We start from the raw sequence: 25,164 nt of genomic DNA, 5'->3' as shown, positions 1-25,164 counted from the left end.
AGGGATCCCGGCCCACTCTGACTACATAATACTCGGATGCGCGACCGAAAGATTCGGTCGCGCGGTTCCGGTCACGCCTTGGGGGCGTCGTCCACGATCTCGTAGTCGGCCTCGACGGCGTCGTCCTTCGGCGCGCCGCCCTGGGATTCCCCACCGGCCGGGGCTTCGGCCTCCCCGGACGGGGCGTTCTGGTAGAGCGAGGCGCCCGCCGCCGAATAGGCGACGTTCAGCTCGTCCAGCGCCGACTTGATCTTCTCGGGCTCGCCGGTCCGGAGGGCCTCCTTGCCCGCCTCGACCGCCTTGTCGAGCCGCTCCTTCACGTCGGCCGCCAGGCGGTCGACCCACTCCTTCGAGTCCTTCTCGACCTTGTAGACCAGGCCGTCCAGCTGGTTGCGCGCCTCGATCGCGTCGCGGCGCTCCTGGTCTTCCTTGGCGTTCGCCTCGGCCTGCTTGACCATCTTGTCGATGTCGGCGTCCGACAGCCCGCTCGACGCCTCGATCCGGATCTTCTGCTCCTTGCCGCTCGCCTTGTCCTTGGCCGAGACGTGCAGGATGCCGTTGGCATCGATGTCGAAGGTCACCTCGACCTGCGGCATGCCGCGCGGAGCGGGCGGGATCCCCGTCAGCTGGAACTTGCCGATGGTGCGGTTGTCCTGCGCCATCTGCCGCTCGCCCTGGAGGACGTGGATCTCGACCGTCGTCTGGTTGTCGTCGGCCGTGGAGAACGTCTCCGACTTCTTGGTCGGGATCGTCGTGTTGCGCGGGATGAGCACCGTCATGACGCCGCCGAGGGTCTCGATGCCGAGCGACAACGGGGTGACGTCGAGCAGCAGCACGTCCTTCACTTCGCCGCCGAGCACGCCGCCCTGAATCGCCGCGCCGATCGCCACGACTTCGTCGGGGTTGACCGAGCGATTCGGCTCCTTGCCGAAGAAGGCCTTCACGACCTCCTGGATCTTCGGGATGCGGGTCGAGCCGCCGACGAGGATGATCTCGTCGATCTCGCCCGGCTTGAGGCCGGCATCCTTCAGCGCCATCTCCATCGGCGGGATGCAGCGCTGCACCAAGTCATCCACCAGCTGCTCGAACTTGGCGCGGGTGAGCGGCAGATTCAGGTGCTTCGGGCCCGAGGCATCGGCCGTGATGAACGGCAGGTTGATGTCGGTCTGCGTGGTGCTCGACAGCTCCATCTTCGCCTTCTCGGCGGCTTCCTTGAGGCGCTGGAGCGCCATCGGATCCTTCGAGAGGTCGATCGCCTGATCCTTCTTGAACTCCGCGACGAGCCAGTCGATCAGCCGCTGGTCGAAGTCGTCACCGCCAAGGTGCGTGTCGCCGTTGGTGCTCTTCACCTCGAAGACACCCTCGGCCAGCTCGAGGACGGAGATGTCGTACGTGCCGCCGCCGAGGTCGAAGACGGCGATCTTCTCGTCCTTCTTCTTCTCGAGGCCGTAGGCGAGCGCGGCCGCGGTCGGCTCGTTGATGATGCGGAGCACCTCGAGGCCGGCGATCTTGCCGGCATCCTTGGTGGCCTGCCGCTGCGCGTCGTTGAAGTACGCCGGGACGGTGATGACCGCCTTGTCGACGCTGTGGCCGAGGTAGTCCTCGGCGGTCTGCTTCATCTTCTGGAGGATCATCGCCGAGATTTCGGCCGGGGTGTACTTCTTCCCCTGGATCTCGACGGCGGCGAGGCCGTTGGCGCCGTCATTGACGGGGTACGGCACGCGCGAGGCCTCTTCCTTCACCTCGGCGGCCCGACGGCCCATGAAGCGCTTGATCGAGAAGATGGTCTGCTTGGGGTTGGTGACGGCCTGCCGCTTGGCGACCTGACCGACGAGCCGTTCACCGTCCTTGGTGAAGGCGACGACCGACGGGGTGGTGCGACCCCCCTCGGCGTTGGGGATGACGACGGGATCGCCGCCTTCCATCACGGAAACCACCGAGTTGGTGGTTCCAAGGTCGATCCCGATGATCTTCGAGGCCATATCTGCTCCTGAACGCCGGCGTCAGAATGGCGTCCAGGCGAATCCCGGACGCGATTGGCCAAGGGAAAGGCAATCGGCGTACCGGGATTGACTGCCGGAATGGCAGGACGGCGAACGGCGACCAGCGAACCGCGAACGGTTTTTCAGCCGCGCATGTCAATGCGCGGCGGTGAACGGGGCGCGGCCGTGGGCCGCACTGGGTGAGGGGAGAGAGGGTGTCACCCTGAGCGGAGCGGCGGCGCAGCCGACGCGCAGTCGAAGGGCCTTTCCGAGGTCGAGGTCCTACTAGTCAGCCCACTTCGAAGGTTACCCCCACGGGGAGACCATCTTTACCCATACGGAATCCACCGCGAGAGGGCGAGGGAGACCGCCAGGGTACGGTCGCCCCGTCGCGGTATTATCCTCAGAATGGACCCCTCGTTTCGCGACTGTGCCACATCGACCGTGATCGCCAGGCCCCCCGACCAACTAGGTCATAATGAGCGAACCGCACTCCGAAGCCGATACGCGTCAACAGCTCATTGATCGGGATCTTCGCCTCGCCGGCTGGGACCTCGGAGATCCGACACAGGTTTCGGAGGAACTCGATATCGACCTCCGTGCGGCACCGCGGGAAGTCCGCACGATTCGCGATCCGCATCCCTACCACGGCCATCAATTTGTTGATTACGCGCTCCTCGCTCGGGGTCGGCCTGTGGCGGTAGTTGAGGCGAAGAAGACCTCTCGCGACGCGGAAGTGGGCCAGGAGCAGGCGCTGCAATACGCCCAGAACCTGCAGCGGATCAACGGTGGCACGCTTCCGCTGGTGATGTACAGCAACGGACACAAACACTTCTTCTGGGATTCGGAGGACTACCCGCCGCGCGAAACGCCGGCGTTTCCGAGCCCCGATGACCTCGAATGGTTGTTGCAGCGCCGGGAGACGCGCCGACCGCTCGGCGCGGAACTCATCGATACGAAGATTGCGGGACGTGATTACCAAATTGAGGCGATTCGCAGTGTCCTCGAGGGAGTCGCAAGCAGGAAGCGGCGCATGCTGCTGGCCATGGCAACCGGTACCGGCAAGACCCGCGTCGCCGCCGGAATTGTCGACGTCTTGCAGCGGGCGCATTGGGCCAAGCGGGTGCTTTTCCTCGTGGACCGGGTCGCGCTACAAGAGCAGGCGTTGGATGCCTTCAAGGAGCATCTACCCAATACACCGCGCTGGCCGGAGCAGGGCGAGAGCACGTTTGAGCGGGGTCGACGGATTTACGTGACCACGTATCCGACAATGCTCAATTTGATTCATGCCGGTACCACACCCGAGACGTGGATCTCGCCGTTCTTCTTCGATCTCGTGATTGCCGACGAGAGTCACCGCAGCATCTACAATATTTATCAACAGGTGATCCGCTACTTCCAGGGAGTCACCCTCGGGCTGACCGCCACTCCGCGAGATCACGTCGACCACAACACTTTTGCCCTCTTTGAATGTCCGCCGGGTCAACCGACCTTCGCCTACACCTATGACGAGGCGATCGCGCACGACCCGCCGTATCTCTGCGACTTCGAAGTGCTGAGGGTGCGCACTCGGTTCCAGGTCGATGGCATTCGTGGGCGGACACTGGAGGCCACTGATCGGGAACAGCTCGAGATCGAAGGGTTCGACCCGGAGGCGATCGACTACGAAGGAACCGACTTGGAGAAGAAGGTGGTCAACAGCGGGACGAACGCGTTGATCGTGCGCGACTTCATGGAGGAGTCGATCAAGGACCCGACGGGCACGCTGCCGGGGAAGTCGATCATCTTTGCTTGCTCGGTGTCGCACGCGCGTCGACTGCAGGAACTGTTCGACCAGATGTATCCCGAGCACCGCGGACAGTTGGCACGGGTGATCGTCTCCGACGACTCACGCGTGCACGGGAAGGGGTGGCCTGCTCGACCAGTTCAAAACCCGCGACATGCCTCGCGTGGCTATCTCCGTCGATATGCTCGATACCGGTGTTGATGTCCGCGAAGTCGTCAATCTGGTCTTTGCCAAGCCGGTCTACTCGTATGTGAAATTCTGGCAGATGATCGGTCGCGGCACCCGGGTCCTCGAGAACGATCCCGCCCTGCGCAAGGAGTGGTGTCCCGAGAAGGATCGCTTTCTCATCATCGACTGCTGGGCGAATTTCGAGTACTTCAAGCTGGAGCCGCGCGGCCGTGAACCCGGATCGCAGGTTCCGATGCCGGTTCGGCTCTTCCGCGCCCGGCTCGACCAGCTCGACACGTTGTTCGCGAAGGGTGACGTCACGGCCATCACCCGCCTCAAGCTCGATTTACGAGGTGATCTGACCGCGCTTCCGGCAAACAATGTTGTGGTCCGGGAGAACCGGACTCTCCTGAATCAGGTCAATGCTGACGGGTTTTGGGATCGCCTCGTTCCGGAAGACCTCGTTTTCCTTCGGCAATCGATCGCACCGGTCATGCGCGCTACGGCGAATGTCGAAGCGAAGTCTTATCGGTTGCAGATCGATCTCGTCGAGCTCGGAACGGCACTGGCTGCTGGCAACCAGGCTGTGTTCGATGCGCTGCGCGCTTCCATCATGGAACAGGTCGAGGAGCTCCCGCTCGGTGTGAACCTCGTGGCCCGTGAGCAGGCGCTGATTCAGGAAATTCTCGGCGATGTCTGGTGGACGGGCCTCGACGATGCCGTCCTGCGCGACGTCGCATCTCGGCTGGCCCCGCTAATGCACTTTCGGAAGCCACGCCCGGAGGCGATGGTCCACCTCAACCTCGCCGACCTTGCGGCGGTGCGGGAGCGCATTGTCTCGGGCCCCGATGGCCGCGATCTCGCGATCGCCGATTATCGCCGGAAGGTTGAGGAGACGATCCAGGCCCTGCTCGCCGCGAATCCGGTGCTGCAGCGACTTCAGCAAGGCGGGGACATTTCCGATCAGGATCTCCGCGACCTCGCTGAACTTCTCCGGAGACAGGATCCCGGGATCGATGAGGAGCGGCTGCGGAAGACGTACGATGTTCGCACCGCCACATTCCTGCAGCTCCTGCGGCATGTTCTGGGTGTGGCGCCCTTGGAGCGTTGGTCGACCCAGGTATCGCGGGCGTTCGAGGAGTTCATCGCGTCCCACACCACCTATTCGGCGCTACAGATCCGTTTCCTCCAAGCGCTCCGGACCTACGTCCTCGACCGGCGCCAATTGGAACGCGCCGACCTCGTCGCGGCCCCCTTCACCAGAATCCACCCCGACGGGATCCGCGGGGTCTTTGGAGGGGGCGAACTGGACGAGGTTCTGGCGCTCACTCAGTCATTGGTTGCCTAGAATTGGGTAATTTGGTGCTTTAATGGAGTATTGACACGCTAATGCTGCTCCATTAAAATAGATCCGTCCCCAATTCGAGTGACAACGCTGCCATCGCTCACCCCGGCGTATCTCGACGCCATCCGTCTCAACCCCACTGATGCCTCGGCGTTTGCCGTCCTGGGCACCTTCCGTGGCCGTCAGGAGTTGTTCCGGCGCCAGACCCCGGAAGTGCTCGAAGGGCTACGGAACGTCGCCCTGGTAGAGTCGAGCGAGTCGTCGAACCGCATTGAGGGCGTCGTTGCTCCACATGATCGGGTGGAGGCAATGGTTCTCCGGAACAGTACGCCCGCGAATCGTTCGGAGCAGGAGATCGCAGGTTACCGCGACGCGCTCGCGCTGATTCACGAGTCGGGAAGGGCGATGACCTTCTCGGTCAATCTGGTCCTGCAACTCCATTCGCTACTCTATCGCTATCAGAGCGGGCGTGGCGGACAGTGGAAGGCCACCGAGAACGAAATTGTTGAGCGCGATGCTTCGGGGAGGGTGACCCGGGTTCGTTTCGTGCCGCCGGGGCCCGTGGCAGTACCGCAGTTGATGGCCGACCTCACGGACAACCACCGGGCGGCACGGGACGCGGGTCGTGATCCCTTGATCCTGATTCCACTGGTCGTCCTCGACTTCCTCTCCATCCACCCCTTCAGCGACGGCAACGGCCGAACCGGTCGATTGCTGTCGCTCATGTTGCTCTACCAGGGCGACTTCGAAGTCGGGCGCTTCATCTCGCTCGAACGAATCATCGAGGAGTCGAAAGAGACCTACTACGAAGCACTGGAACGGAGCTCGGTGGGGTGGCACGAGGACCGCCACGACCCGCTCCCCTGGATGCGCTACTTCTGGGGGGTGCTGATCGCGGCCTACAAGGAATTCGAGGAGCGCGTTGGCACGATCCGGGTCGGTCGTGGATCGAAGGAAGACGTGGTGGAGCAAGCGATCGCACGGCAAGTCACTCCGTTCAGCATCTCCGACATCCTGGCGGATAGCCCAGGGGTGAGCCGGGACTGGGTCAAGCTGTTGCTTCGGCGACTGCGCGACGAGGGAAGGATCGAATTGATTGGCAGGGGCCGAGGGGCCAAGTGGGTACGAGTTGAGAACCGAGGTTGATCGGATGCTGACGCAGGCACTTCGTTCCAAGGTTAAGGCACTTTGGAACCACTTCTGGTCGGGTGGGATCGCGAACCCCCTCTCCGCGATCGAACAAATCTCGTATCTGCTCTTCATGCGCCGCCTCGACGCGCTGGACGAGAAGCGGCGCGGCGACGCTGCCTTTACGGGCCAACCGTTCACATCGCTCTTCGCGGGTCAATACGAGAATCGCCGGCGGGAGACGCGCGACGCCGAGGAATTGCGATGGAGCCGCTTTCGGCACTTGCCGGCGGAAGAGATGCTCGAGCACGTGCGCGACAATGTCTTCCCCTTCATCAAAGGGATCGAGGGGGAGGAGGGCAACTTTGCGCAGTACATGCAGGATGCCGTCTTCATCATCCCGAAGGCGTCGTTGTTGGTCGAAGCGGTGGCGATCATCGATGAGCTCTTTGCCGAGCTTGAGAGGGAGCGGCAGGAGGGGGGGCAGAACTTTCAGGACCTGCAGGGCGACCTGTACGAATTCCTCCTGTCGGAAATCGCCTCGGCGGGAAAGAACGGCCAGTTCCGCACCCCGCGCCACATCATCCAGATGATTGTGTCGCTCGTCGATCCGCGCCTTGGCAACTCGATCTGCGACCCGGCGTGCGGTACCGGCGGCTTTCTCCTCGGTGCCTACCAGCACCTCCTGACCCAGTTCACCTCGGCAGAACATCGGTATGTCGGGGAGGATGGGATCGAGCGCGGATCCCTCGGCGATCAGCTCACCAACCCGAAGCAGTGGGAGGTGTTGCGAGAGTCGACGTTCTATGGCCGGGACTTCGACACGACCATGGTGCGCATCGGGCTCATGAACCTGATGCTCCACGGGATCGACCGACCGGACCTGGCGTATATGGACACACTCTCGAAGCGGTACAAGGAGCGCGACCGCTACGATGTGGTGCTCGCCAATCCCCCATTCAAGGGGAGCATCGACAAGGGCGACATCCATGAGGAGCTCCGGCTCAAGACCACCAAGACCGAGCTGCTTTTCGTGAACCGAATCGTTGACCTGCTTGCGGTTGGCGGACGGGCCGGGGTAATCGTCCCCGACGGTGTGCTCTTCGGCTCCAGCAACGCGCACAAGGACCTCCGGAAGATCCTGGTGGACGAGTGCGAGCTGCAGGGCATCGTGAAGCTGCCGTCCGGAGTGTTCAAGCCGTACGCCGGTGTGAGCACGGCGGTGCTGATCTTCGTGAAGGGTGGACGCACCGAACACGTCTGGTACTACCAGATGGAAGCGGATGGCTTCTCGCTCGATGACAAGCGCGACAAGATTGCCGAGAACGACATCCCGGACGTCATCGCAAAGTGGAAGTCACGCGATGCGGGCAAGGATACCGATCGGACGGCCAAGGCGTTCATGGTGCCGGTGGAGTTGATCCGGGAGAATGGGTATGACCTGGCAATCAACCGTTACCGTGAGGTCGCGTACGAAGCGGTGGAGTATGAGAAGCCGGCAGTGATTCTGGAGAGGTTGCGCGAGCTCGAGAAGGAGATCGCGGCGGATCTGGATGCGATTGAGGGGATGTTGAAGTGAACCGAGGAATGAGACTCGAAGAGCTATGCGTGATCCAAAGTGGTGGCACGCCGCGAAGGGGGAATGCGAGTTACTATGGCAGTGGTATCCCGTGGGCAAAGATCTCCGATCTGAACGCGGACGATGGCCTAGTGCGCGTCACTGAAGAGTCGATCACGCCGGAGGGTCTGGCGTCGATCGGGGGCCGTCTCGTGCCGGCGGGCACAGTGCTTCTGGCAATGTACGGATCGGTTGGCAAGACAGCGGTAAGTGTTGTGCCAATGTCGCTGAATCAAGCGATTCTTGGCATTCAGGTGAAACTCCCGGAGCAACTCGACAAGGGATACCTGCTACATTGGCTTCAAAGCATTCAGGAACAATTGCTCCTAAGTGCGAACGGAGTAACACAGCAGAACATTTCGGCGACCGCCGTTCGTGCTTTGCGAATTCCCCTCCCCCCCATCGCCGAGCAGCGTCGAATCGCGGAACTGCTCGACCGGGCGGACGCCGTCCGGCGCAAGCGCGAGGAGAGCCGCCGGCTGGTCGACGAGTTGTTGCGGTCGGTTTTCCTGGAGATGTTCGGAGAACACGTATTACCCGGTTGCTCAAGCCAGTTTCCCCCCGGCTGGAGACTTCGGGCTGTTCAGGAACTCGCTGCAGCTATCCCTCATGCAATTGCCGGTGGGCCATTTGGGTCCAGCCTTACAAGCGCTGACTATGTCACAGCTCCGGGCGTTCCGGTAATCAGAGGTTCGAACCTGAGGCTCGGTTCGGATGCTTTCGTGGAGAATGACTTCGTTTACGTCTCTGCCGAGAAGGCTGTGTCGCTCAGGCGCAATCTGGCGCGACCAGGAGACGTCATTGTCACGCAGCGCGGAACGCTCGGTCAGGTTGGACGCATTCCGAACGGTGCTGCCTACACGGAGTACGTGGTCTCTCAGAGCCAGATGAAGGTCACCCTCGATCCGGGGTCAATGGACGCTGTCTACTTCGCGCAATACCTGCTCTCGCCTGCCGGGGTTGCCGAACTTGCGAGTCGCACATTGGCAACAGGTGTTCCGCACATCAATTTGAACCTTCTCAAGACCTTCCCGATCGTTGTGCCACCACTAGAGATGCAGCGCCAATTCCGTCTAGTAGTAGCGGGTATCAGGACCTCTGCTGAGAGGATTCGAAATGCCGATGCGGAGGCGCGAAATCTTGCGGCCGCGCTTTCCGCGCAACTCCTTCCTGCTGACAAGTGAATGGCGACAAAGGAGCCGATGTTCGCTACCGCGATCGTGGAGGCGTTGGCCAAGGTGGTTGGCGATGCAGGATCCGGCTCGGACATCAACCGCATCCTCAAGGGTAGGGGCATCGACGACAACTCCGGAGAATCCACCAAGTGGAAGCGGCTCTACTGGGTGTTCTCGCATCTCCAGCGACGAGATGGCTGCGCCAACGGGATTCTCGGCTTCATTGCGGCGATTCTGGCACCGGCGCGGTTCGCCGGGAAGTCGTCCGAATTCGAGGTTCATCGAACCGAGCTGAATGGGGTTCTGGTGCTGGCCGGCTTCCATTACGGAGCCGACGGCACCTTCCATCGGGTGAAGCAGGCAGCAACCCTCGATGAGGCCGAGGCGCGAGTTCGGACGATCCGCGCCAAGTTCAAGGGCAGGATGATTCACCCCGAGGTCCTAAAGTACTGCCGAGTGGAGTTGATGCACGACAATTACTTCCACGCCGTGTTTGAGGCGGCGAAGGGGCTTGCGCAACGGATTCGGGAGGTGTCACGAGCGCCGGGTGATGGTGCGGGCCTGGTCGATCAGGTCTTCTCGGTCGACCGGCCGATGCTTGCCTTCAATTCCCTTCAGACCGAGACCGAGCGGTCTGAGCACAAAGGGTTCGCGGCACTGTTGAAGGGAACGTTCGCCGCGGTGCGGAATCCGCTCGCACACGAGCCCAAGATCCTCTGGCAGGGAGAGGAAGACGCTGCCGACTGGCTGTCGCTCATCTCGCTGCTGCACCGGAAGTTGGATGGTTGTGTGCGGGTCCGATAGCGGCTGCGGCCCCTCATCGGCGACGATCAGCCTACCGGGGTGGGATTCCACTCAACGCTGTTCCCGAGGACCTCCTTCCACCGGTCGGCAGCACCGCTGCTTGGGTCCTGTACGACCACCCGAACTTTCCCCTCGGCCAACCGCAGCCGGATAGGGTTGAAAAGAGTACGCACCGCGAGGTCCGATTCGGGGAGACTTGCTCCTACGATCAAAATCGCCTCTGCCTCGCCGAGGGCCTTAGCCGATTGTGCCCAGATCGATTGGAGTTCGGGGCCGGCGACCCGCTTCATGAATGTGGGTAGAGTAAGCGTCGGCTCGCCAGGATGGACTCCCGTGGGCTCGCGACGATCGTACAGCGGTACCGCAAGTGGCCCCTCATGAGGCAGCAATCCGTATAGCAGCCCCCCAGAAAGGTGTATTCGCGGCTCGGTCCGAAAATCATTCTCTCCCATCACTCGCGGGCCAGCTACTGGGTCGCGCGAGATCCAGCCGTATGAACCATGGAGCTTCAACACCTTGATAGCTGAGGGTACAAGCAGTGCGGCTGGCGGAGTCGGAAGGATTGCCCCACCGTGGTCCCCGTCGAGGACTCGTTGACCAACTAGGGGCACATCGAAGCCGTATCCGTCATTCGGCGCCCACAATCCCATCGCGAGCAGGGTTCGTTCGCAGAGTGTGTCGTAGTTCGTCGTGATCACGACACTCGGTGACGTCAGCCTTGCCATCACCGCAGCTAAGTACTCGGGGCCGGAGGGGAACCGATCGCGATCCCGAAAATGAGAAAACTCCAGGAAGGCGTTGATGCTGAGCCGGAGATCCCGCCGTGCCCGTTGGACCTTGCGGGCCACCCCAAGGTCAGGACTGCGGTAGCCTGCCTCTTGTCCCTCTAGTATCCACTCATACGTCGTCTGGTGGGCTGTCGGGTCGGTTGTCCTCTTCAGGGTGTTGAGCCCATCACGTAGCGCTGCCTCGAGTCGTATGTATTCCGACTCAGCCGCCTGCTCCACCAAATCCATGTACGAAATGACGACCTCGGGATTGGTGCTTCCGAGTAGGAGCCGCGTCGCCTCCTTCTCGGCCGCTTCAGTTCGCCAGGTCGTGAACCGCCCCCAGGCTTCGCGTGATGCTCCGTCAGTCACCTCCTTCGCGAAGAAGTCCTCGACCGCATCGAGAAGACGTGCACCTGGTGGGTAGCCTCCGGGGACGGAGGCCCCGGCACCAAGAAAGAGGACTTTCATCGACTCAGCAGTGCTCGGGCAGGGCACTCACGCTGCCTTCCTCGTCATCGCGAATGCCACGATGCCAACCACCCCAGCGAGCGTCAGGACTTCCTTGACTTGCCTGCTTTCCCGGACCCCGGTTGCCACGTACCTCGCAAAATGTTCACAGTTGTTGAACACGAGGTCATAGCAAGGAAGGCCAAGTGCCTGTTGGAGCCTGGCCACGGCACCCGGGACGTCGGTAATTGGCTCGAACATGTCCCAGTGTCCGGTCGTAGAGAGCCATTCCGCACGCACGTGGGGCGACACCATGTGTATCATCACGGGTTCGCGTGCAGCCTCGTATCCAAGGTGGTTGCCAACGTCGAGGATACCGAAATGATGAACCCCCTTTTCACTTGAGTACCGGCGAGCCAGGAAAAGTCCACGAGTTGGATGTGGCATTGAAGCACCCTCCTAGCGGGAGGAATTGCCGAGGCAGTAGGCGCAGTTGTCGTATCCTTCAAGCTTGGCCAACAAGAGCATCGTGAACGGGCGATCATTCCCAGCGCGAATGATTTCGTCGATCTGACATTCCCACGAGCCAGTCTTCTCGTTGTCCAGATCGTGGACCTCGCGCTTCGATGGGCTGGCATTGGCGAGGTACTGCTCGCCGTTCATGTGGGCTGCATAGCGTCGAGCCATAGGACTTCTCCCTGGACCCCTAGTGAATGACATAAACCTCGTGCAGCCCGCTAGTCTCCCCTGAGCTCCCGAAACGACGCGAACTTCACGGTGAACCGATTGGTGGCGAGGACGGCCAGATCGGCGTCGGCCTCGTCTGCGGTGAGCAAGCCTGCCGCGATGAACCTCAAGTAGAGCTCAACTGTCCCGATCAGTCGATCTTCTCCAAGTCGCGCGATAGCTTCCCGCCGGAAGCGGCGTTTCTCGTCGGATGCGACAGTCCAGCCGTTGATGACGGCTGTCGCCAGGCAGGCCAACTCACCGCTGCCGATCACGTCATGGAGCGCGAGTAACAGCTCCGACGAGTTGATCGCGTCGACCGCAACGCGATCGATGACACCAGCCTCGATCGCCAATGCGAGGACGTCCCGGTGCGCTGGCCATGTGAGTTCTTCCACGACCTCGTCCGGGACGACGAATCGGTGGCCATCGAGGCCACCAAGAAGCGCGAGGCGCCCGGTCACGATCAGATTGATCAGAACCGAGGAGTCGGCCACGACGACGGTGACGCAGGGAGCCGACATCGTGTGCCTAGCTGTCCGCTTCCTGGTCCATCGATGCCGCGTCCGCGAGCAGTGCAGCCATCGCGACCTCTCGCAGTTCGATCAAGTGGCCCAGCTCCACCAGCTTGCCGCGAGAGATGATCTCGCGCCGATACGCTTCAAGCGCCGTCGTCCTGAATCGCTGTTGGAAGGCCGTCAGGTCGCTGGAGCTGGCCCGTGGCTGCTGCTTCTCCTGCTCGATCTCTACCTGCCAGCGTAGTTCCTCTGCCGCACGGAGCGCCTCAAGATGCGGTTGCTTGATGAGACCCAACGTCTTGAAACGATAGATCATGGCGATCCTGCTCACGCCGAAGTACCGGGCCGCAAGCTCGGCATCATAGGTCTGCAGGTCCTGACTTCCTGGGGCGGCGCGCCCTTCGACCCGGAGGGGCGACCCCAGTGATTCGTCAAACACCATGGCGGAGTCGCGACTGCCCCGCCCCTTGCCAAGCTCACGGACGAATTCGATCACGCCGTCCGGAGGCATCAGGAATCCGGCAGCGAAGGAGTTCGCCCGCATCTCGATCAACTCGTCGCGATCGCCCGCGCGACTCACGATGCTGCCACGCTCCCGGTCGATCAGTACGTGGGCGTACTCATGCGCGAACGAGAAGCGGTGTCGCGTCGTTGCGTGGCCCGCGTTCACCAGGATCATCAGGTCCTGAGCCCGTTCCTGCAGCGTCAATCCGGAGATGTCATCGGGGAGGGGTACGAGAGCAGTGCGGACTCCCTGCGATTCAAGCAGCATCGGGAGCTCCGGTGCTGGGGCGCGGCCCAATCCCAATCGGGCCCGCTCCTCCTCTGCAAGGCGCTCACCCTGCTGAATCGCATCCCAACGGGACGACAGCGCGTTGCCGGGGTACTGACCGGCGGTGCAGAGTCGACGCGGGAGCTCGAGCTTTGCTTCGAGGTCGGTGAGGGCCCGCGCCCGGTGGCGCCACGCGAGAAGGATTTGACGGAGCTCATCGTTCAGCTCGAGCGACGGCTGCGCCCGGAACAGTGCTCGGAGCGGGTCGGCCTCAGAGAATGCCGGCGCAAGCAACTCAGTCGCCTCCCGTCCATACAGCTGGGCCAACCGGGCGAGCTCCAGGGAGGACACACGACGTCGCCCCGCCTCCAGCTCCGAGATCGCCGGGCGCGATAGCTCTAGGGCGGCGGCGCTCGACTCCTGAGTCAATCCCACCGCCTCTCTGGCGGAGCGAAGGCGCTGTCCGAGGATTTCTGGGCTAATCGGCATTTGGAATCCTAGTGACCAGGTGTTTGGGGTTGCGAACAATGTAATACTATCTTACCTTGATCGGCAAATAGTGGTTTCATTCACAAAAGGAGTCGACGATGTCCAACAAGCCATGCCCCCCGAATGATGATCCCTCGATGTCCGGTTGTCGGGCCCGAAACGACGGGGACGGCCAGCTCCGCCAGAAGCGCGGCGACACCCTGGCTGGTACGATCGAGCAAGCGTACGGGGTTGATCTGGGGGTGCGCAGCGACGCCCGGCTGGACACCCTTCGCGAGCGGACGGGACAGACCTCGGTGGAAGGTGTGATTAACGCGCTCCGGAATGGACGCTAGGGTCGATTCTACTCAAAGGGGGCGATATGCAGGCGCCTGATGTGGTGACCGAGGTCCGGGATCCAGCGCACAACATGCGGTACCGGTTTCTTGGGTACCGCAAATTGACGAAGCGAGAGATTCAGTTCCATCTCGCCGCCTATCTATCGCAACCGAGGATGCGGCGGAGTAAGCGCCCGGAACGGAACAAGGTGGTCATCTTCCAAACGATCCACGGGGTCTCGCCAGGACTCTGACGTGCCTTGGACCACCGGGGGCGCGACCGTCGGCAGCGCTTGATGAGGAGTGATGGGGTGTGTGTCACCCTGAGCGGAGCGGCGGCGCAGCCGAAGCGCAATCGAAGGACCTCTCCCCCGACTGAGGTCCTTCGACTGCGGAGCCCTACGGGCTCCTTCGCTCAGGATGACAGCTTCTTCGCCGTTCGCCGTTCGCCGGTCGCCGATCGCCGATCGCCTTGTCACGGAATCCACCGCTTGGCGGTGGCCGCCGCCGCGTCCAGCTCCCGACGGAGCACCTTGGCGCGATTCAGCGCATCGAGGCCCACCTTCTGGTCGGCGCCCCCGGTCATGCTGCCGAGGTAGGAGATGTGGGCCTGGAGCCCCGGCTTCCCGTAGCGGACGGCCTCGGTGTTCAGGGTGGCGGCCAGCCCCTGGACGGCCTTGAGGGTGTCGGCGGCGGCCGGCCCGGCGGCCTTGAGGCGGGTCTCGGCGGTGCGGACCTTCCCGACCAGCTGGGTGACCTCGGTGTTCATCGCCCGCATCATCTTGTTGTGCCGGTACTGGGCCACCAGGTCGGCCTCGGTGACGCCACCCGCAGCGACCCGCGGGTCGATCCGCAGCCGAAGAGGCGCGGTCCGGACGGCCGGCTCGACTGTGAGCTTCACCTGATAGCGTCCCGGAGGGGCGCCGAGGCCGTCGCTGGTGCGGGCGTCCCAGGTGAAGCGATTCATGCCGGCGTTGGTGGTCGGCCGGCTGGCCGCCCCGCCACCGCCTCGACCACCGCGGCCCGCCATCATGGCGGCGTCCGGGTCGTCCGGGTCGGCGGGGGCGGCTGCCGGTCGCGGCGCGGCTGCCGGCGCGCCACCGGCCGGCCACACGCTGGCATAGGTGTTCACCACGGTGCCGGCGGAGTCGAGGATCTGGATCTGGACGACGCTGCCGGCCTTCGGCAGCCGGTACTCGATCATCGGTCCGAGGACCTCGGCGTTGGTGCGCGTCTTGTAGCCATCGCGCGGCGTGAAGAGGACGACTGAATCGAGCGAGGTCGTCGGCCGGAGCTGCTGCAGCGACGCGAGGTTGTCGAGGATCCACATGGCGCGGCCCTGGGTCGCCACGATCAGGTCCTTGCGGTAGACCTTGATGTCGTTGATCGGAACGTTCGGCAGGTTGAGCTGCAGCGATTGCCAGTGATCGCCGTCATCGAACGAGACGTACATCCCGAATTCGGTGCCGCCGTAGAGGAGTCCCGGCGCGATCCGGGTCCGCGCGCACGACGCGCGTCGGTTCGTCGCCAGGGATGCCGGTGACGATCTTCGTCCAGCTGCGGCCGTAGTTGGCAGTGCGGTAGAAGTACGGCGCGTAGTCGCCGAGCAGGTAGCGGTAGACCGCGGCATACGCGACGCCAGGGCGCGTCGGCGAGGCCTCGATCCACTGCACGCGGCCGCCGGTCGGGAGATCCTTCGGCGTCACGTTGGTCCACGTCTTTCCATTGTCCCGCGTCACGTGAATCGGGCCATCGTTGGCGCCGGTCCAGATCACGCCGCGTTCGATCGGCGACTCGGTGATCGCGTAGAGCGTACTGTAGAACTCCTCGCCCGTCACGTCGCGCGTGATCGGCTCGCCGCTCGCGCCCTGGCAGCAGGCCGGCTTCGCGGTGAGGTCGGGGGAGAGCGTCTCCCACGTCACGCCGAGGTCGCGGGTGCGGTGCAGATACTGCGAGCCGTAGTAGAGCACCGACGGATCGTGTGGCGACAGCGCCATCGGCGAGACGCGCTGCATCCGCCAGATCAGGTCTGACGCGGGGTTGCCGTAGAGCGACTGCCCGCCGATCCAGTAGTTCTTCGACTGCCCCGTGCGCAGGTCCATCACGGCGTACTGCCCCTTGCACGAGCCGTAGACGATGTTCGGGTCGGCCGGATGCGGAATGATCGGGCCGGTCTCGCACCCCGGCATGTTGCCGAGTTCCTCGCGCGGGCCCGGGACCGACTGCGACGAGAGCCGCAGCGTGCTGTTGTCCTGCTGCGCACCGTAGAGGTTGTACGGGAAGGCGTTGTCCATCCAGACGCCGTAGATCTCGGCGGTCGGCTGGTTGAGCTGCGTCGACCAGGTGCGCCCGCCATCGAACGAGACGTTGGCGCCGCCGTCGTTCGACTGGATCATCGTCTGCCCGCTGGTCGGGTTGATCCAGATGTCGTGGTTGTCGCCGTGCGGCGTGCGCATCGTGGTCAGCGTCTTGCCGCCGTCGACCGACTTGTAGAAGCTCTCCGCGCCGGCGTAGACGATGTCCGCATTGGTCGGATCGGCGCCGAGGGTGGTGTAGTAGAACGGGCGCTGCACGAGGCCGGCATTGGCGTTCATCGGCGACCAGGTGAGGCCGGCGTCGTCGGAGCGGTAGAGTCCGCCGCCCGGCTTGGCCTCGATCAGCGCATAGATGCGCTTCGGGTTCGCGGCGGTCACGGCGAGGTTCCCCTTGCCGATCAGGTCGCTGGGCAATCCGGCGGTGATGTGGGTCCAGGTGGTGCCGCCATCGGTGCTGCGATAGAAGCCGCCTTCGCGCGCGCCGGAGATGATGGTCCACGGCTTCCGCTCGATGCGCGAGAGCCAGGCGTAGACCACGTCCGGATTCCCCGGCTGCAGCTCGACGTCCATCGCACCGCTCGAATCAGTGAGGAAGAGGCTGCGCTTCCAGTTCTTCCCGCCGTCGGTGCTCTTGAAGATGCCGCGATTCGGCGAGGGCTTGAAGGCATCACCATTGGCAGCAACCCAGAGCGTATTCGGGTCGCGCGGGTGGACGCGCACGCCACCGATTTGCCCGACGTCATACAGCCCGGCGAATTGCCAGGTGGCCCCCGCGTCGCCGGAGCGGTAGACGCCGCGACCGGTGGAGACATTGCTGCGCAGCCCATCGGAGCCGGTGCCGACATAGACGACTTTCGGGTCGCTCGGCGCGACCTCGATCGCGCCGGTGGAGCCGACCGGCACCTGGCCGTCGGTGACCGGAACCCAGCGCTCGCCGCCATCCGTCGTCTTGAAGACGCCGCCGCTCGCCACGCCCATGTAGAAGGTGCGCGGTTCCGACGCCACGCCGGTCACGGCGGTGACGCGGCCGCCACGCGAGGGGCCCACCAATCGGTAGCGGAGGCCCTCGAGGAGCGCCGGGTTGACCGCGGCCGCTGCGGAGGGACCAGTCTGGGCGACGAGGCTGGCGGGGAGCATGGCAAGCAGGGCGAGGCCTGCTCGGGTGACGGGATGCAGCATGGTGCGGCCTCGGATCGGGGAGGAGAGGAGATCTCCGAAAGCTACCCCCGACCCGACAGACCGGCCACGTTCAGCGCACGATGAACTGCTGTCGCCACCGCGCCGGCGGCTTGAATGCCGCTTCGAGGCTGTAGCGGCCGGCGACGGTCGGGGTGAACTCGAAGTCGTAGGTCTCGCCGGCATCGACTCGCACCAGCGCTGGCCGCGCCGTGCGCCTCACGACCGGCAGGTCGGCGCCGTCCTTCGCGAGCGCGCGCCAACTGCTGGTGGTGGTGTCCTGGCGCATCGTGAACTGGACGATCCCCGCCGGTCCGATGTTGATGATCCGGATGCGGTGGGTCACGCCGAGCGCCAGCGTCCGGGGCGTATCGGAAAGCGAGTCGCCGTTGATGAGCAGGTTCGGCAGATCGTTGGAGTCGTAGTCGACCCCGTTCCAGTGCGCGAGGAAGATGTGGTCGCGGCTCGGGTCGAAACGCTGCCCCGGCTCGAGGACGACGATCGCGCCGACGGCGCCGCCGGTGACCTGCTCGACATCGTTCATGTGGGTGTGGTACATGAACGTGCCAGCCCGCGGCGTCAGCAAGTGCGCGGTGAAGGTGCCACCCGGCACGATCGGCGGGGCCATCGCGGCGCCCTTGCTGCTCCATCCGACCACGCCGTCGGACCAGCTCTCCAGCTCGATCCCGTGCCAGTGGATGCCGCCCGCCTGCTTCGAGCGATTGTGGACCGTGATGTCGGAGCGTTCTCCCCTGGTCAGGAAGAGCGTCGAGCCGATCCGCTGCATCGAGTCCGCGGCCGGTGCCTTGGGGCCGTTCTTCAGGATGTAGCTGAAGGTCGACGGGGCGCGACCGCGCGGGCCGCCCTGATCGACGTAGAGTGCCAGCTTGCGCACGCGGGTCGGGGCCGGTGGCGTCGCGCGACTCGGGGCGACGGTCATCCCGAGCACGAGTCCCGCCATGTGCGCCATCGGATCGGTGGAGTGCGTCTGATGTTCGTCGGTGGGACCGTAATCGAGGCGCGCCTCCGGAACGACGTGAAAGGTGATGTGGCAATGGAAGAGCCAGTTGCCCGCCCGGTCCGGCGACCAGACGACGTCGCGGGTGCTCCACTTGCGGTAGGAGTCGGTCACTTCAAGCGCCTGCTGATCGGACGGAATCGCCGTACTGGCCAGACCGGTGCCGATGGCCGTCGTCCGGAAATAGAAGCCGTGCATGTGCATCGGGTGCCCGCGGGACGTGCCGTTGACCACGCGCCACCGCAGTGAGTCGCCCACCGACATTGTCAGTCGCTCGGTGTGGGGCCACGACTTGCCGTTGATCGCCAGCGCCTCCTTCACCCGCGTGCTGTCGATCTCCTGAAAGGTGATGTTCATCACGAAGATCCGGTCGGGGGGCGAGCCCCCGACCGGGTCCACGACCAGGGCGCCGCCCGCGGTCTCATGCTCCGCCTCGCGCGTGTCGGGGTCGTTGCCGATCACGGCGCGGTAGAGATAGGTCCCCGGCGCACCAGCCAGGAAGGTGACCACGGTGGAGTCACCCGGCTTCACCTTCACGGTGTCGGTCGTCGCAACGGGGTGCGTGCCGAGCCCGATCAGGGAAGCGGTCGAATCGGGCAACGCGTTCCGCACTGTGGCCCGAATCACGGTCCCTTCGCGCACCCGGATGAGTGGCGCAGGGATCCTCGGTGCCTTGCCCGCCTCTCCGAACGCTTCGACCGTCACGTGCGGGCCGTTCTCCGCCTCCGGATACCACTCGGCACGCTGCAGCACCAGCGCGATGTGCAGCGTGTCGCGGACCAGGTTGCCGCCCGGGACGCGATTGTCGTTGGCGACCACTCGCGGCACCTCGTCGGCCATCGGGGGCGATGCGACGACGACGGTGGCCGCGAGGACGAGCGCGAACGCCGGCACTTTCATGCAGCCTCCAGGGAGGGGCGGGGCACCGCCCGGCCGACGATGATGGTGACGTTGTCGGTACCGCCGCCATCGAGGGCCTCCTGCAACAGGGTGTCGCACGCCTGCTTGGAGGAGGTCATGGTGCGCAGGCACTCGGCGATGCGGTCGTCGCTGACGTGCTTGGTGAGGCCATCGCTGCAGAGGAGGTGGATGTTCTCCCAATCCGAGGCGATGCGCGTGACGACCGGTGCGGTTTGCTGGCCGCCGATGGCGCTCGACAGCACGTTGGCCCACCGCGACGCAAACGCGACCGAGCGGGTCATCACGCCCTGGTCCACCAGCTCCTGCGCCATCGTCTGGTCGCGCGTCACCTGGGTCAGGACACCGCGACGATACTGGTAGTAGCGCGAATCACCGACCTGGATCAGGAAGGTCCACGGCCAGACACCGAGCCAGAGCGTCAGCGTGGTGGCCATCCCCTGCAGGTCGCGATCGGCGGCGGCGCGTGCCAGCAACTCCTCATGGCTGCGCATCACCGCGTCCTGCAACAGGTCGACAAAGTCGTCGGCGTGCGCATCGGCGGAGTAGTAGCACTGCAGGCTCTTCGAGACGTAGCGCGTCACGGACTCGAGGGTCACGCGACTGGCTTCCTCCCCGGCCGACCGGCCGCCGACTCCGTCGGCGATCATCGCAAGGAAGGCAAGTCGCTCGTCGGTCCCGGGGAAATGATGCGCCTGCGGCAACGACGTGGAGAGGATGTCGAGATGCTTGTGCAACGAGCCGAGGAGGAAGTGGTCCTCGTTGGTCGGTCGCACCTTGCCGACATGGGTCACGCCCGCGACGTCGAGTTCGTCGTCGAATGGCTTGCGTGGCGGGGGGGTGGCCTCGGCCATCTGGAACTCCCAAGGGGGGTGGGGCGGCGCGGGCAGGCGGAACGGCTGAATATGCGGGTCGGTGGGCGGTCCGGTAAGGGCCGCGGGTGGGTCAGGGCTCGGTGGCGAAGAGCGCCGGGTAGCGCGCCATCTCCGCGGTGAAGCGGCTGCGGAGTGCGGCCGTGTCGGCGCTGGCGTCGTCGGTTGGCTGAAAGAGGGTGCCGATCTCGATCACCCGGCGGCGGTAGTCGATCGCGACCGGGAGGATCGGGACGCCGGCACCGTGGGCCACACGGTGGTAGCCACTCTTCCACTGCGGGATGCGGCGCCTCGTGCCCTCGGGGGAGATGGCGAGCACCCATTGCGGCCGATCACGGAATCGTTCGATCGCCGCACCGACGACGCCGTGCGGGGCGGATCGATCCACCGGTTCGCCACCGAGCCATCGCAACAGGCCGCGGACGGGGAAGCGGAAGAGGGTGTGCTTGCCGAGCCAGGTGAGCTGCAGGCCGACCGCAAACATCGCCAGGATGCCGAGCGGAAAGTCCCAGTTGGAAGTGTGGGGAGCCACGATCAGGACGAAACGCGGCGCGTCAGGCAGGCTCCCTGCCATCCGCCACCCGAAGATCCCGAGGATGCGCCGCGCAACGGCCTGACTCCGCGCGGACCCTCGTCGTGGGCAGCCGAGGGGCACATCGGTGGGTTGTGTCGGGGATGATCGATCATCGATCATCGACAATCGATCATCCCCGATCGTCATCAGTTGACGATGACCGTCTGCACCATCCCCTTCATCACGTGCGGCACGCCGTCGGCCGTATCCGGGACGAAGCAGGTCAGCAGGTAGGTGCCCTTGGTCAGCGTGATGGTCAGGTAGTTCGATCCGCCGGCGGAGATCGCACCGTTACCGCCGACCGGCTTGCCCGGCGGTGGGCCCTTGGCGCCCGGCGCAAGCGCCGCGAGGAACGACTCGGCCGTTGCCCCATCGTCGAGACGGGTCAGCGCAATTTCGTGCGTCTGCTTGCCGTCGTTGATCACCTTGATGGTGTGGGTGCCTGCGGTGAGCGTCGTCGGCGAGAAGGCGAAGTCGCTCAGGTGGATCTCGAGATCGGCCGTGGGCAGCACGGCGCCATTCGGCGTGCCGGCGACGACGATCTCCTTGAGCATCCCCTTCATGATGTGTGGCTTGCCCCCATCGGTCGGGTCCGGGATGAAGCAGAAGGCGACGTACTTGCCCGGCGCAAGCTCGGTGATGGCGCCGGACGAGTCGGCCGGGAGCGCGCCGCCCGCGCCGCCAACCCAGATCAGACCCTTCGGCTCGCCATTCGGATTCGCCTGCATCTCCGCCATGACCGCTTCCAGCGTGGTGCCGCTGGCGAGCTGGCCGAGAATCCGATGATGCTCCTGCTTGCCGGTGTTCACCATACGAATCGTCGTCACGCCCGGCGCGATGGTGTCCGGACCGGCGAAGGCGAAGTCGCTCGCGGTATAGGTCACGACCGGCGGTGCCACCGCCACTTCGGCCGGCGGTGTTTCGGCGGGCTTGCTACAGGCGGCGAGGAGCAGCAGGGCAGGGAAGGCACGGTGAAGCATCGGGGGCTCCGTGGGTTGGGGAAGCAGGAATGATCGCGTCCGGGCGGACGTTGCGAAAGAGGAGGGGCCGCCCGTGGTCAGATTCGCATCGGCTGTCGCTGCCGATAGGTGATGCTGCGCCAGAGCCACTCCATCGGGCCGAAGCGGTAGCGGGCCAGCCACCATTGGCTGCACAGCGTCTGCGCGATCAGGATCAGCAGGGCGAGCGGCGGGAACCAGGTGGCCCCGAGGCGCATCCCGAGTCCGAAGCCGATCCCGTAGAAGAGGGTGATGCCGATCAGCGTCTGCATCAGGTAGTTGGTGAGCGCCATGCGCCCAGTCGGGGCGAGGAGGGCAAGACGTCGCTGCCAGGCCGGGTGGCGCCAGAGGAGGACGAAGCCGGCGGCATATGCCATGGCCAGCGGGACGACGCCGAGCGCGTAGAGGCTGCTGTCAACGACGACGCCCCACCCGGCAAGACTCTCGCCGTCGGGAAGGTTCGCGACCCAGGCCTGGCCGAGGCATGCGGGGATGCCGATCGCGAGCCCCCACGCCAGGACTCGCCGAAGCAGTGGGGCGTGCGCGTCAAGCTGTTCCCAGGCACGGTGCCGTCCGATCAGGAGCCCGAGCAGGAACATCGCCAGCACCTTGAACGGCCGTCCCGAGTCGAGCAGGTCGCCGTAGCGAAACCAGACGCCGACGAGGTTCCCCTTCATCACCGTCGCCAAGTCGCCATGAATGAAAATGTCCGTGATGAGCGTGGGGGAGTTGAGGTCGAAGCCGAATGCTCTGGCGACGAATTCCGCGGGGAGGAAGAACGGCAGGCCGAGCGTCAACATCGGGCTGATCATCTTGGGCAGCGCGAACAGCACCGGCATCAGCAGCAGCACGACGACCCAGCGCAACAACTGGCGGTCCTGGAGTTGTCGCAAGCGCAGCAGCACCATCCCCATCAACGCATAGAAGAGGAGGATGTCGCCGATCCAGAAGAGCGCCAAGTGGAGGAGGCCGATCACCATCAAGATCCGCAGGCGCCGGCGGTAGAGCGTGAGGGCGCCAGCCTCGTCGCTCCGGCGCGTCAACTGCAGCGCGAAGCCGAGCCCGAAGAGGAGCGAGAAGATCGAGTAGAACTTGCCGTCGACAAAGGCATGGATCAGGAGATACGCCGCGTTGTCGCTGGGGAGCTGCAGCGCCGAGGTGACGGGGGCGTGCTCGGTCGGCGTCCACCATGCAAAACCGGTGAGGATATTGCCGAGACAGACGCCGAAGAGCGCGAAGCCGCGGAGGGCGTCGATCAGCATCGTCCGGTCCTCGGGCCGTGCCGGGGCGGCGGGGGTGCTGGCAGCGACGGGATCGATGGCACGCAGGGGGGTGGCCACGGAGTCTCGGGGTTTTTGGGGTGGAATTGCCTTCAATATGTCGGGGGCGCGCCGCCGCAGTAAGGCGGGCGGGGTCGGGCGGTATATTCCCGGGACCATGTTCCCCTACCGCGACGACAACCCCTCGATCCTCACCCCGGTGGTGACGGTGGCGCTGATCGCCGCCAATCTCGCCGTCTGGGTCGTGGTGCAAGGGCTCGGTGCCCCGGAGCGGCTGGCCGCCTCGGTGTGCGAACTGGGGCTGGTGCCAGGGGATCTGTTGGGGCGCCTGCCGGTGGGGTTCGCCTTCCCCGTGGCCGATGGGATTTCCTGTGTGGTCGAGCCAGGCCGACCGTGGCGGACGGTGGTCACGTCGATGTTCCTTCACGGCGGCTGGCTGCACCTGCTGGGCAACTGCTGGTTCCTCTGGATCTTCGGCAACAACGTCGAGGACGCCATGGGACACCGTCGCTTCCTCGGCTTCTACCTCCTCGCCGGAATCGCGGCGGCGTTGGCGCAGGTCGCGGTCGGACCGGGGAGTGCGGTGCCGATGGTCGGGGCGAGCGGCGCGATCTCCGGCGTGATGGGGGCGTACATCGTGCTCTACCCGCAGGTGCGGGTGCACACCGTGGTCCCGCTGCTGATCATCTTCTTCCGATTGACGGTCCCCGCCTGGCTGATGCTGGGGCTCTGGTTCGTGATGCAGGTGGTGAACGCGCAGTTCGACCAGGTGGGCGGCGTCGCCGTCTGGGCCCACATTGGCGGTTTCGTGACCGGCGCCGTGCTGGTCACGCTCTTTCGTGATCCGAAGCTCTGGGCCCGCCGCGAGGAACTCCTCGCCGCCCGGAGCTGGGGGGAGTCGACACGATGACCAGCATCGATCACCGCGCCCGGAGCGGGCGCACCGCGCCGGAGTACGTGCCGCGCGTCGAGCCACCGGCCGGCACCTTCCCCAGGAACCCCGGGGTGCCGCTCGATCTCGATTGGGTGCGCGACCTGCGCGTCAATCGCAGCGCGGTCGAGCGCCGCGCCGCCACGATTCCCACGCGCCGTTCGGTGAAGAGTGCCTGGCAGGCGGGGTGGCTGCTGCGCGCCATCACCTTGATGGACCTCACGACGCTGCAAGGTGACGACACCGACGGGCGCGTCCGGCGGCTCTGTGCCAAGGCGCGTCGACCGGTGCGCGCCGACCTCCTCGACGCCCTCGGCATGGCCGACACCCCTATCCAGGTCGCCGCCGTCTGTGTCTACCATGCCTTCGTCCGCACCGCCGTCGAGGCACTGGCCGGCAGCGGCATCCCAGTCGCGGCGGTCTCGACCGGCTTCCCGGCGGGACTCTCCCCGTTCCGCACGCGGCTGATGGAGATCGAGGCCTCGGTGGCGGATGGCGCGCACGAAATCGACATCGTGATCACCCGCGCCCACGTGCTGACGGGCAATTGGCAGGCCCTGTACGACGAGGTCCGCGCCTTCCGCGAGGCGTGCGGCGATGCCCACCTCAAGGCGATCCTCGCCACCGGTGAACTGGGAACGTTGCGCGATGTTGCCCGCGCGTCCGCCGTGGCGATGATGGCTGGCGCCGACTTCATCAAGACGAGTACCGGCAAGGAGCCGGTGAATGCCACGCTCCCGGTCGGGATCGTGATGGCGCGCCTGATCCGCGACTACCGCGAGCGCACCGGCCACATCGTCGGCTTCAAGCCCGCGGGCGGCATCCGGAAGGCGAAGGAGTCGCTGGATTGGCTGGCGATGATGAAGGAGGAGCTCGGCGATCGCTGGCTCCGCCCGGACCTGTTCCGCTTCGGGGCGAGCTCGCTGCTGACCGACATTGAACGGCAGCTCGAGCACCACGTGACGGGACGGTACTCGGCGAATCATCGGCATCCGCTCGCCTAACGATGATCGATCATCGATGATCGATCATCGATC

19 protein-coding genes and 1 pseudogene are annotated in these 25,164 nt (G+C 64.8%); 7 read left to right on the top strand and 13 right to left on the bottom strand.

Going from position 1 to position 25,164, the window contains the following annotated elements:
• Positions 1-71: 71 nt before the first annotated feature.
• On the bottom strand, positions 72-1,982 hold the full coding sequence (gene dnaK / locus IPP98_07395; GenBank protein ID MBL0178932.1) for a molecular chaperone DnaK: 1,911 nt from the start codon (positions 1,980-1,982) through the stop codon (positions 72-74).
• Positions 1,983-2,460: 478 nt separating this feature from the next.
• Between dnaK and IPP98_07390 the strand changes: the two are divergent.
• The 5 genes and pseudogenes from IPP98_07390 to IPP98_07370 all read left to right on the top strand — a co-directional run bounded on the left by IPP98_07390 (position 2,461) and on the right by IPP98_07370 (position 10,006).
• A pseudogene (locus IPP98_07390) lies at positions 2,461-5,284 on the top strand (DEAD/DEAH box helicase family protein).
• Between the two features lie 87 nt (positions 5,285-5,371).
• Positions 5,372-6,427 (top strand): Fic family protein, encoded by a 1,056-nt coding sequence (locus tag IPP98_07385; protein ID MBL0178931.1) that lies wholly within the window; start codon positions 5,372-5,374, stop codon positions 6,425-6,427.
• Between the two features lie 4 nt (positions 6,428-6,431).
• Complete coding sequence (locus IPP98_07380) at positions 6,432-7,988, top strand: SAM-dependent DNA methyltransferase (protein MBL0178930.1); 1,557 nt, start codon at positions 6,432-6,434, stop codon at positions 7,986-7,988.
• A gap of 8 nt (positions 7,989-7,996) precedes the next feature.
• Complete coding sequence (locus IPP98_07375) at positions 7,997-9,211, top strand: restriction endonuclease subunit S (protein MBL0178929.1); 1,215 nt, start codon at positions 7,997-7,999, stop codon at positions 9,209-9,211.
• Positions 9,212-10,006 carry a TIGR02391 family protein gene (locus IPP98_07370; GenBank protein MBL0178928.1) on the top strand — a complete coding sequence of 265 codons (795 nt, stop codon included), beginning with the start codon at positions 9,212-9,214 and terminating at the stop codon, positions 10,004-10,006.
• Between the two features lie 26 nt (positions 10,007-10,032).
• On the opposite strand, the gene IPP98_07365 is transcribed toward IPP98_07370, so the two are convergent.
• The 12 genes from IPP98_07365 to IPP98_07310 all read right to left on the bottom strand — a co-directional run bounded on the left by IPP98_07365 (position 10,033) and on the right by IPP98_07310 (position 23,256).
• On the bottom strand, positions 10,033-11,244 hold the full coding sequence (locus tag IPP98_07365; protein MBL0178927.1) for a hypothetical protein: 1,212 nt from the start codon (positions 11,242-11,244) through the stop codon (positions 10,033-10,035).
• A gap of 27 nt (positions 11,245-11,271) precedes the next feature.
• A complete protein-coding gene (locus IPP98_07360) occupies positions 11,272-11,547 on the bottom strand; it encodes a lecithin retinol acyltransferase family protein (GenBank protein MBL0178926.1) in 276 nt (91 codons plus the stop codon).
• A gap of 135 nt (positions 11,548-11,682) precedes the next feature.
• On the bottom strand, positions 11,683-11,910 hold the full coding sequence (locus tag IPP98_07355) for a hypothetical protein (GenBank protein ID MBL0178925.1): 228 nt from the start codon (positions 11,908-11,910) through the stop codon (positions 11,683-11,685).
• Positions 11,911-11,960: 50 nt separating this feature from the next.
• Positions 11,961-12,446 carry a hypothetical protein gene (locus IPP98_07350; protein ID MBL0178924.1) on the bottom strand — a complete coding sequence of 162 codons (486 nt, stop codon included), beginning with the start codon at positions 12,444-12,446 and terminating at the stop codon, positions 11,961-11,963.
• A gap of 34 nt (positions 12,447-12,480) precedes the next feature.
• Positions 12,481-13,728: an ImmA/IrrE family metallo-endopeptidase gene (locus IPP98_07345; GenBank protein MBL0178923.1), complete on the bottom strand. Its 1,248-nt coding sequence runs from the start codon at positions 13,726-13,728 to the stop codon at positions 12,481-12,483.
• Positions 13,729-14,520: 792 nt separating this feature from the next.
• A complete protein-coding gene (locus IPP98_07340) occupies positions 14,521-15,498 on the bottom strand; it encodes a hypothetical protein (GenBank protein MBL0178922.1) in 978 nt (325 codons plus the stop codon).
• Positions 15,479-17,539: a hypothetical protein gene (locus tag IPP98_07335; protein MBL0178921.1), complete on the bottom strand. Its 2,061-nt coding sequence runs from the start codon at positions 17,537-17,539 to the stop codon at positions 15,479-15,481. Before IPP98_07335 ends, IPP98_07340 begins: the two co-directional genes overlap by 20 nt.
• Before the next feature lie 70 nt (positions 17,540-17,609).
• Positions 17,610-19,454: a multicopper oxidase domain-containing protein gene (locus IPP98_07330; GenBank protein ID MBL0178920.1), complete on the bottom strand. Its 1,845-nt coding sequence runs from the start codon at positions 19,452-19,454 to the stop codon at positions 17,610-17,612.
• Positions 19,451-20,326 carry a serine/threonine-protein phosphatase gene (locus tag IPP98_07325; GenBank protein ID MBL0178919.1) on the bottom strand — a complete coding sequence of 292 codons (876 nt, stop codon included), beginning with the start codon at positions 20,324-20,326 and terminating at the stop codon, positions 19,451-19,453. The genes IPP98_07330 and IPP98_07325 overlap by 4 nt, the downstream gene beginning before the upstream one ends.
• Positions 20,327-20,417: 91 nt before the next feature.
• Complete coding sequence (locus IPP98_07320; protein MBL0178918.1) at positions 20,418-21,065, bottom strand: lysophospholipid acyltransferase family protein; 648 nt, start codon at positions 21,063-21,065, stop codon at positions 20,418-20,420.
• Positions 21,065-21,898: a hypothetical protein gene (locus tag IPP98_07315; protein MBL0178917.1), complete on the bottom strand. Its 834-nt coding sequence runs from the start codon at positions 21,896-21,898 to the stop codon at positions 21,065-21,067. The genes IPP98_07320 and IPP98_07315 overlap by 1 nt, the downstream gene beginning before the upstream one ends.
• A gap of 77 nt (positions 21,899-21,975) precedes the next feature.
• Complete coding sequence (locus IPP98_07310; GenBank protein ID MBL0178916.1) at positions 21,976-23,256, bottom strand: DUF418 domain-containing protein; 1,281 nt, start codon at positions 23,254-23,256, stop codon at positions 21,976-21,978.
• 97 nt (positions 23,257-23,353) lie between these two features.
• Here IPP98_07310 and IPP98_07305 point away from each other — a divergent pair, with 97 nt between their 5' ends.
• Together IPP98_07305 and deoC are read left to right on the top strand one after the other, a co-directional pair.
• Positions 23,354-24,106 (top strand): rhomboid family intramembrane serine protease, encoded by a 753-nt coding sequence (locus tag IPP98_07305; protein MBL0178915.1) that lies wholly within the window; start codon positions 23,354-23,356, stop codon positions 24,104-24,106.
• On the top strand, positions 24,103-25,131 hold the full coding sequence (deoC, locus tag IPP98_07300; GenBank protein ID MBL0178914.1) for a deoxyribose-phosphate aldolase: 1,029 nt from the start codon (positions 24,103-24,105) through the stop codon (positions 25,129-25,131). Before IPP98_07305 ends, deoC begins: the two co-directional genes overlap by 4 nt.
• The last annotated feature ends 33 nt before the right edge of the window (positions 25,132-25,164 follow it).

The organism is Gemmatimonadota bacterium (assembly GCA_016720805.1).
Classification (GTDB): domain Bacteria; phylum Gemmatimonadota; class Gemmatimonadetes; order Gemmatimonadales; family GWC2-71-9; genus Palsa-1233.
The sequence above is the reverse complement of the archived record's forward strand: the minus strand, read 5'-3'. Positions and strand labels throughout refer to the sequence as shown.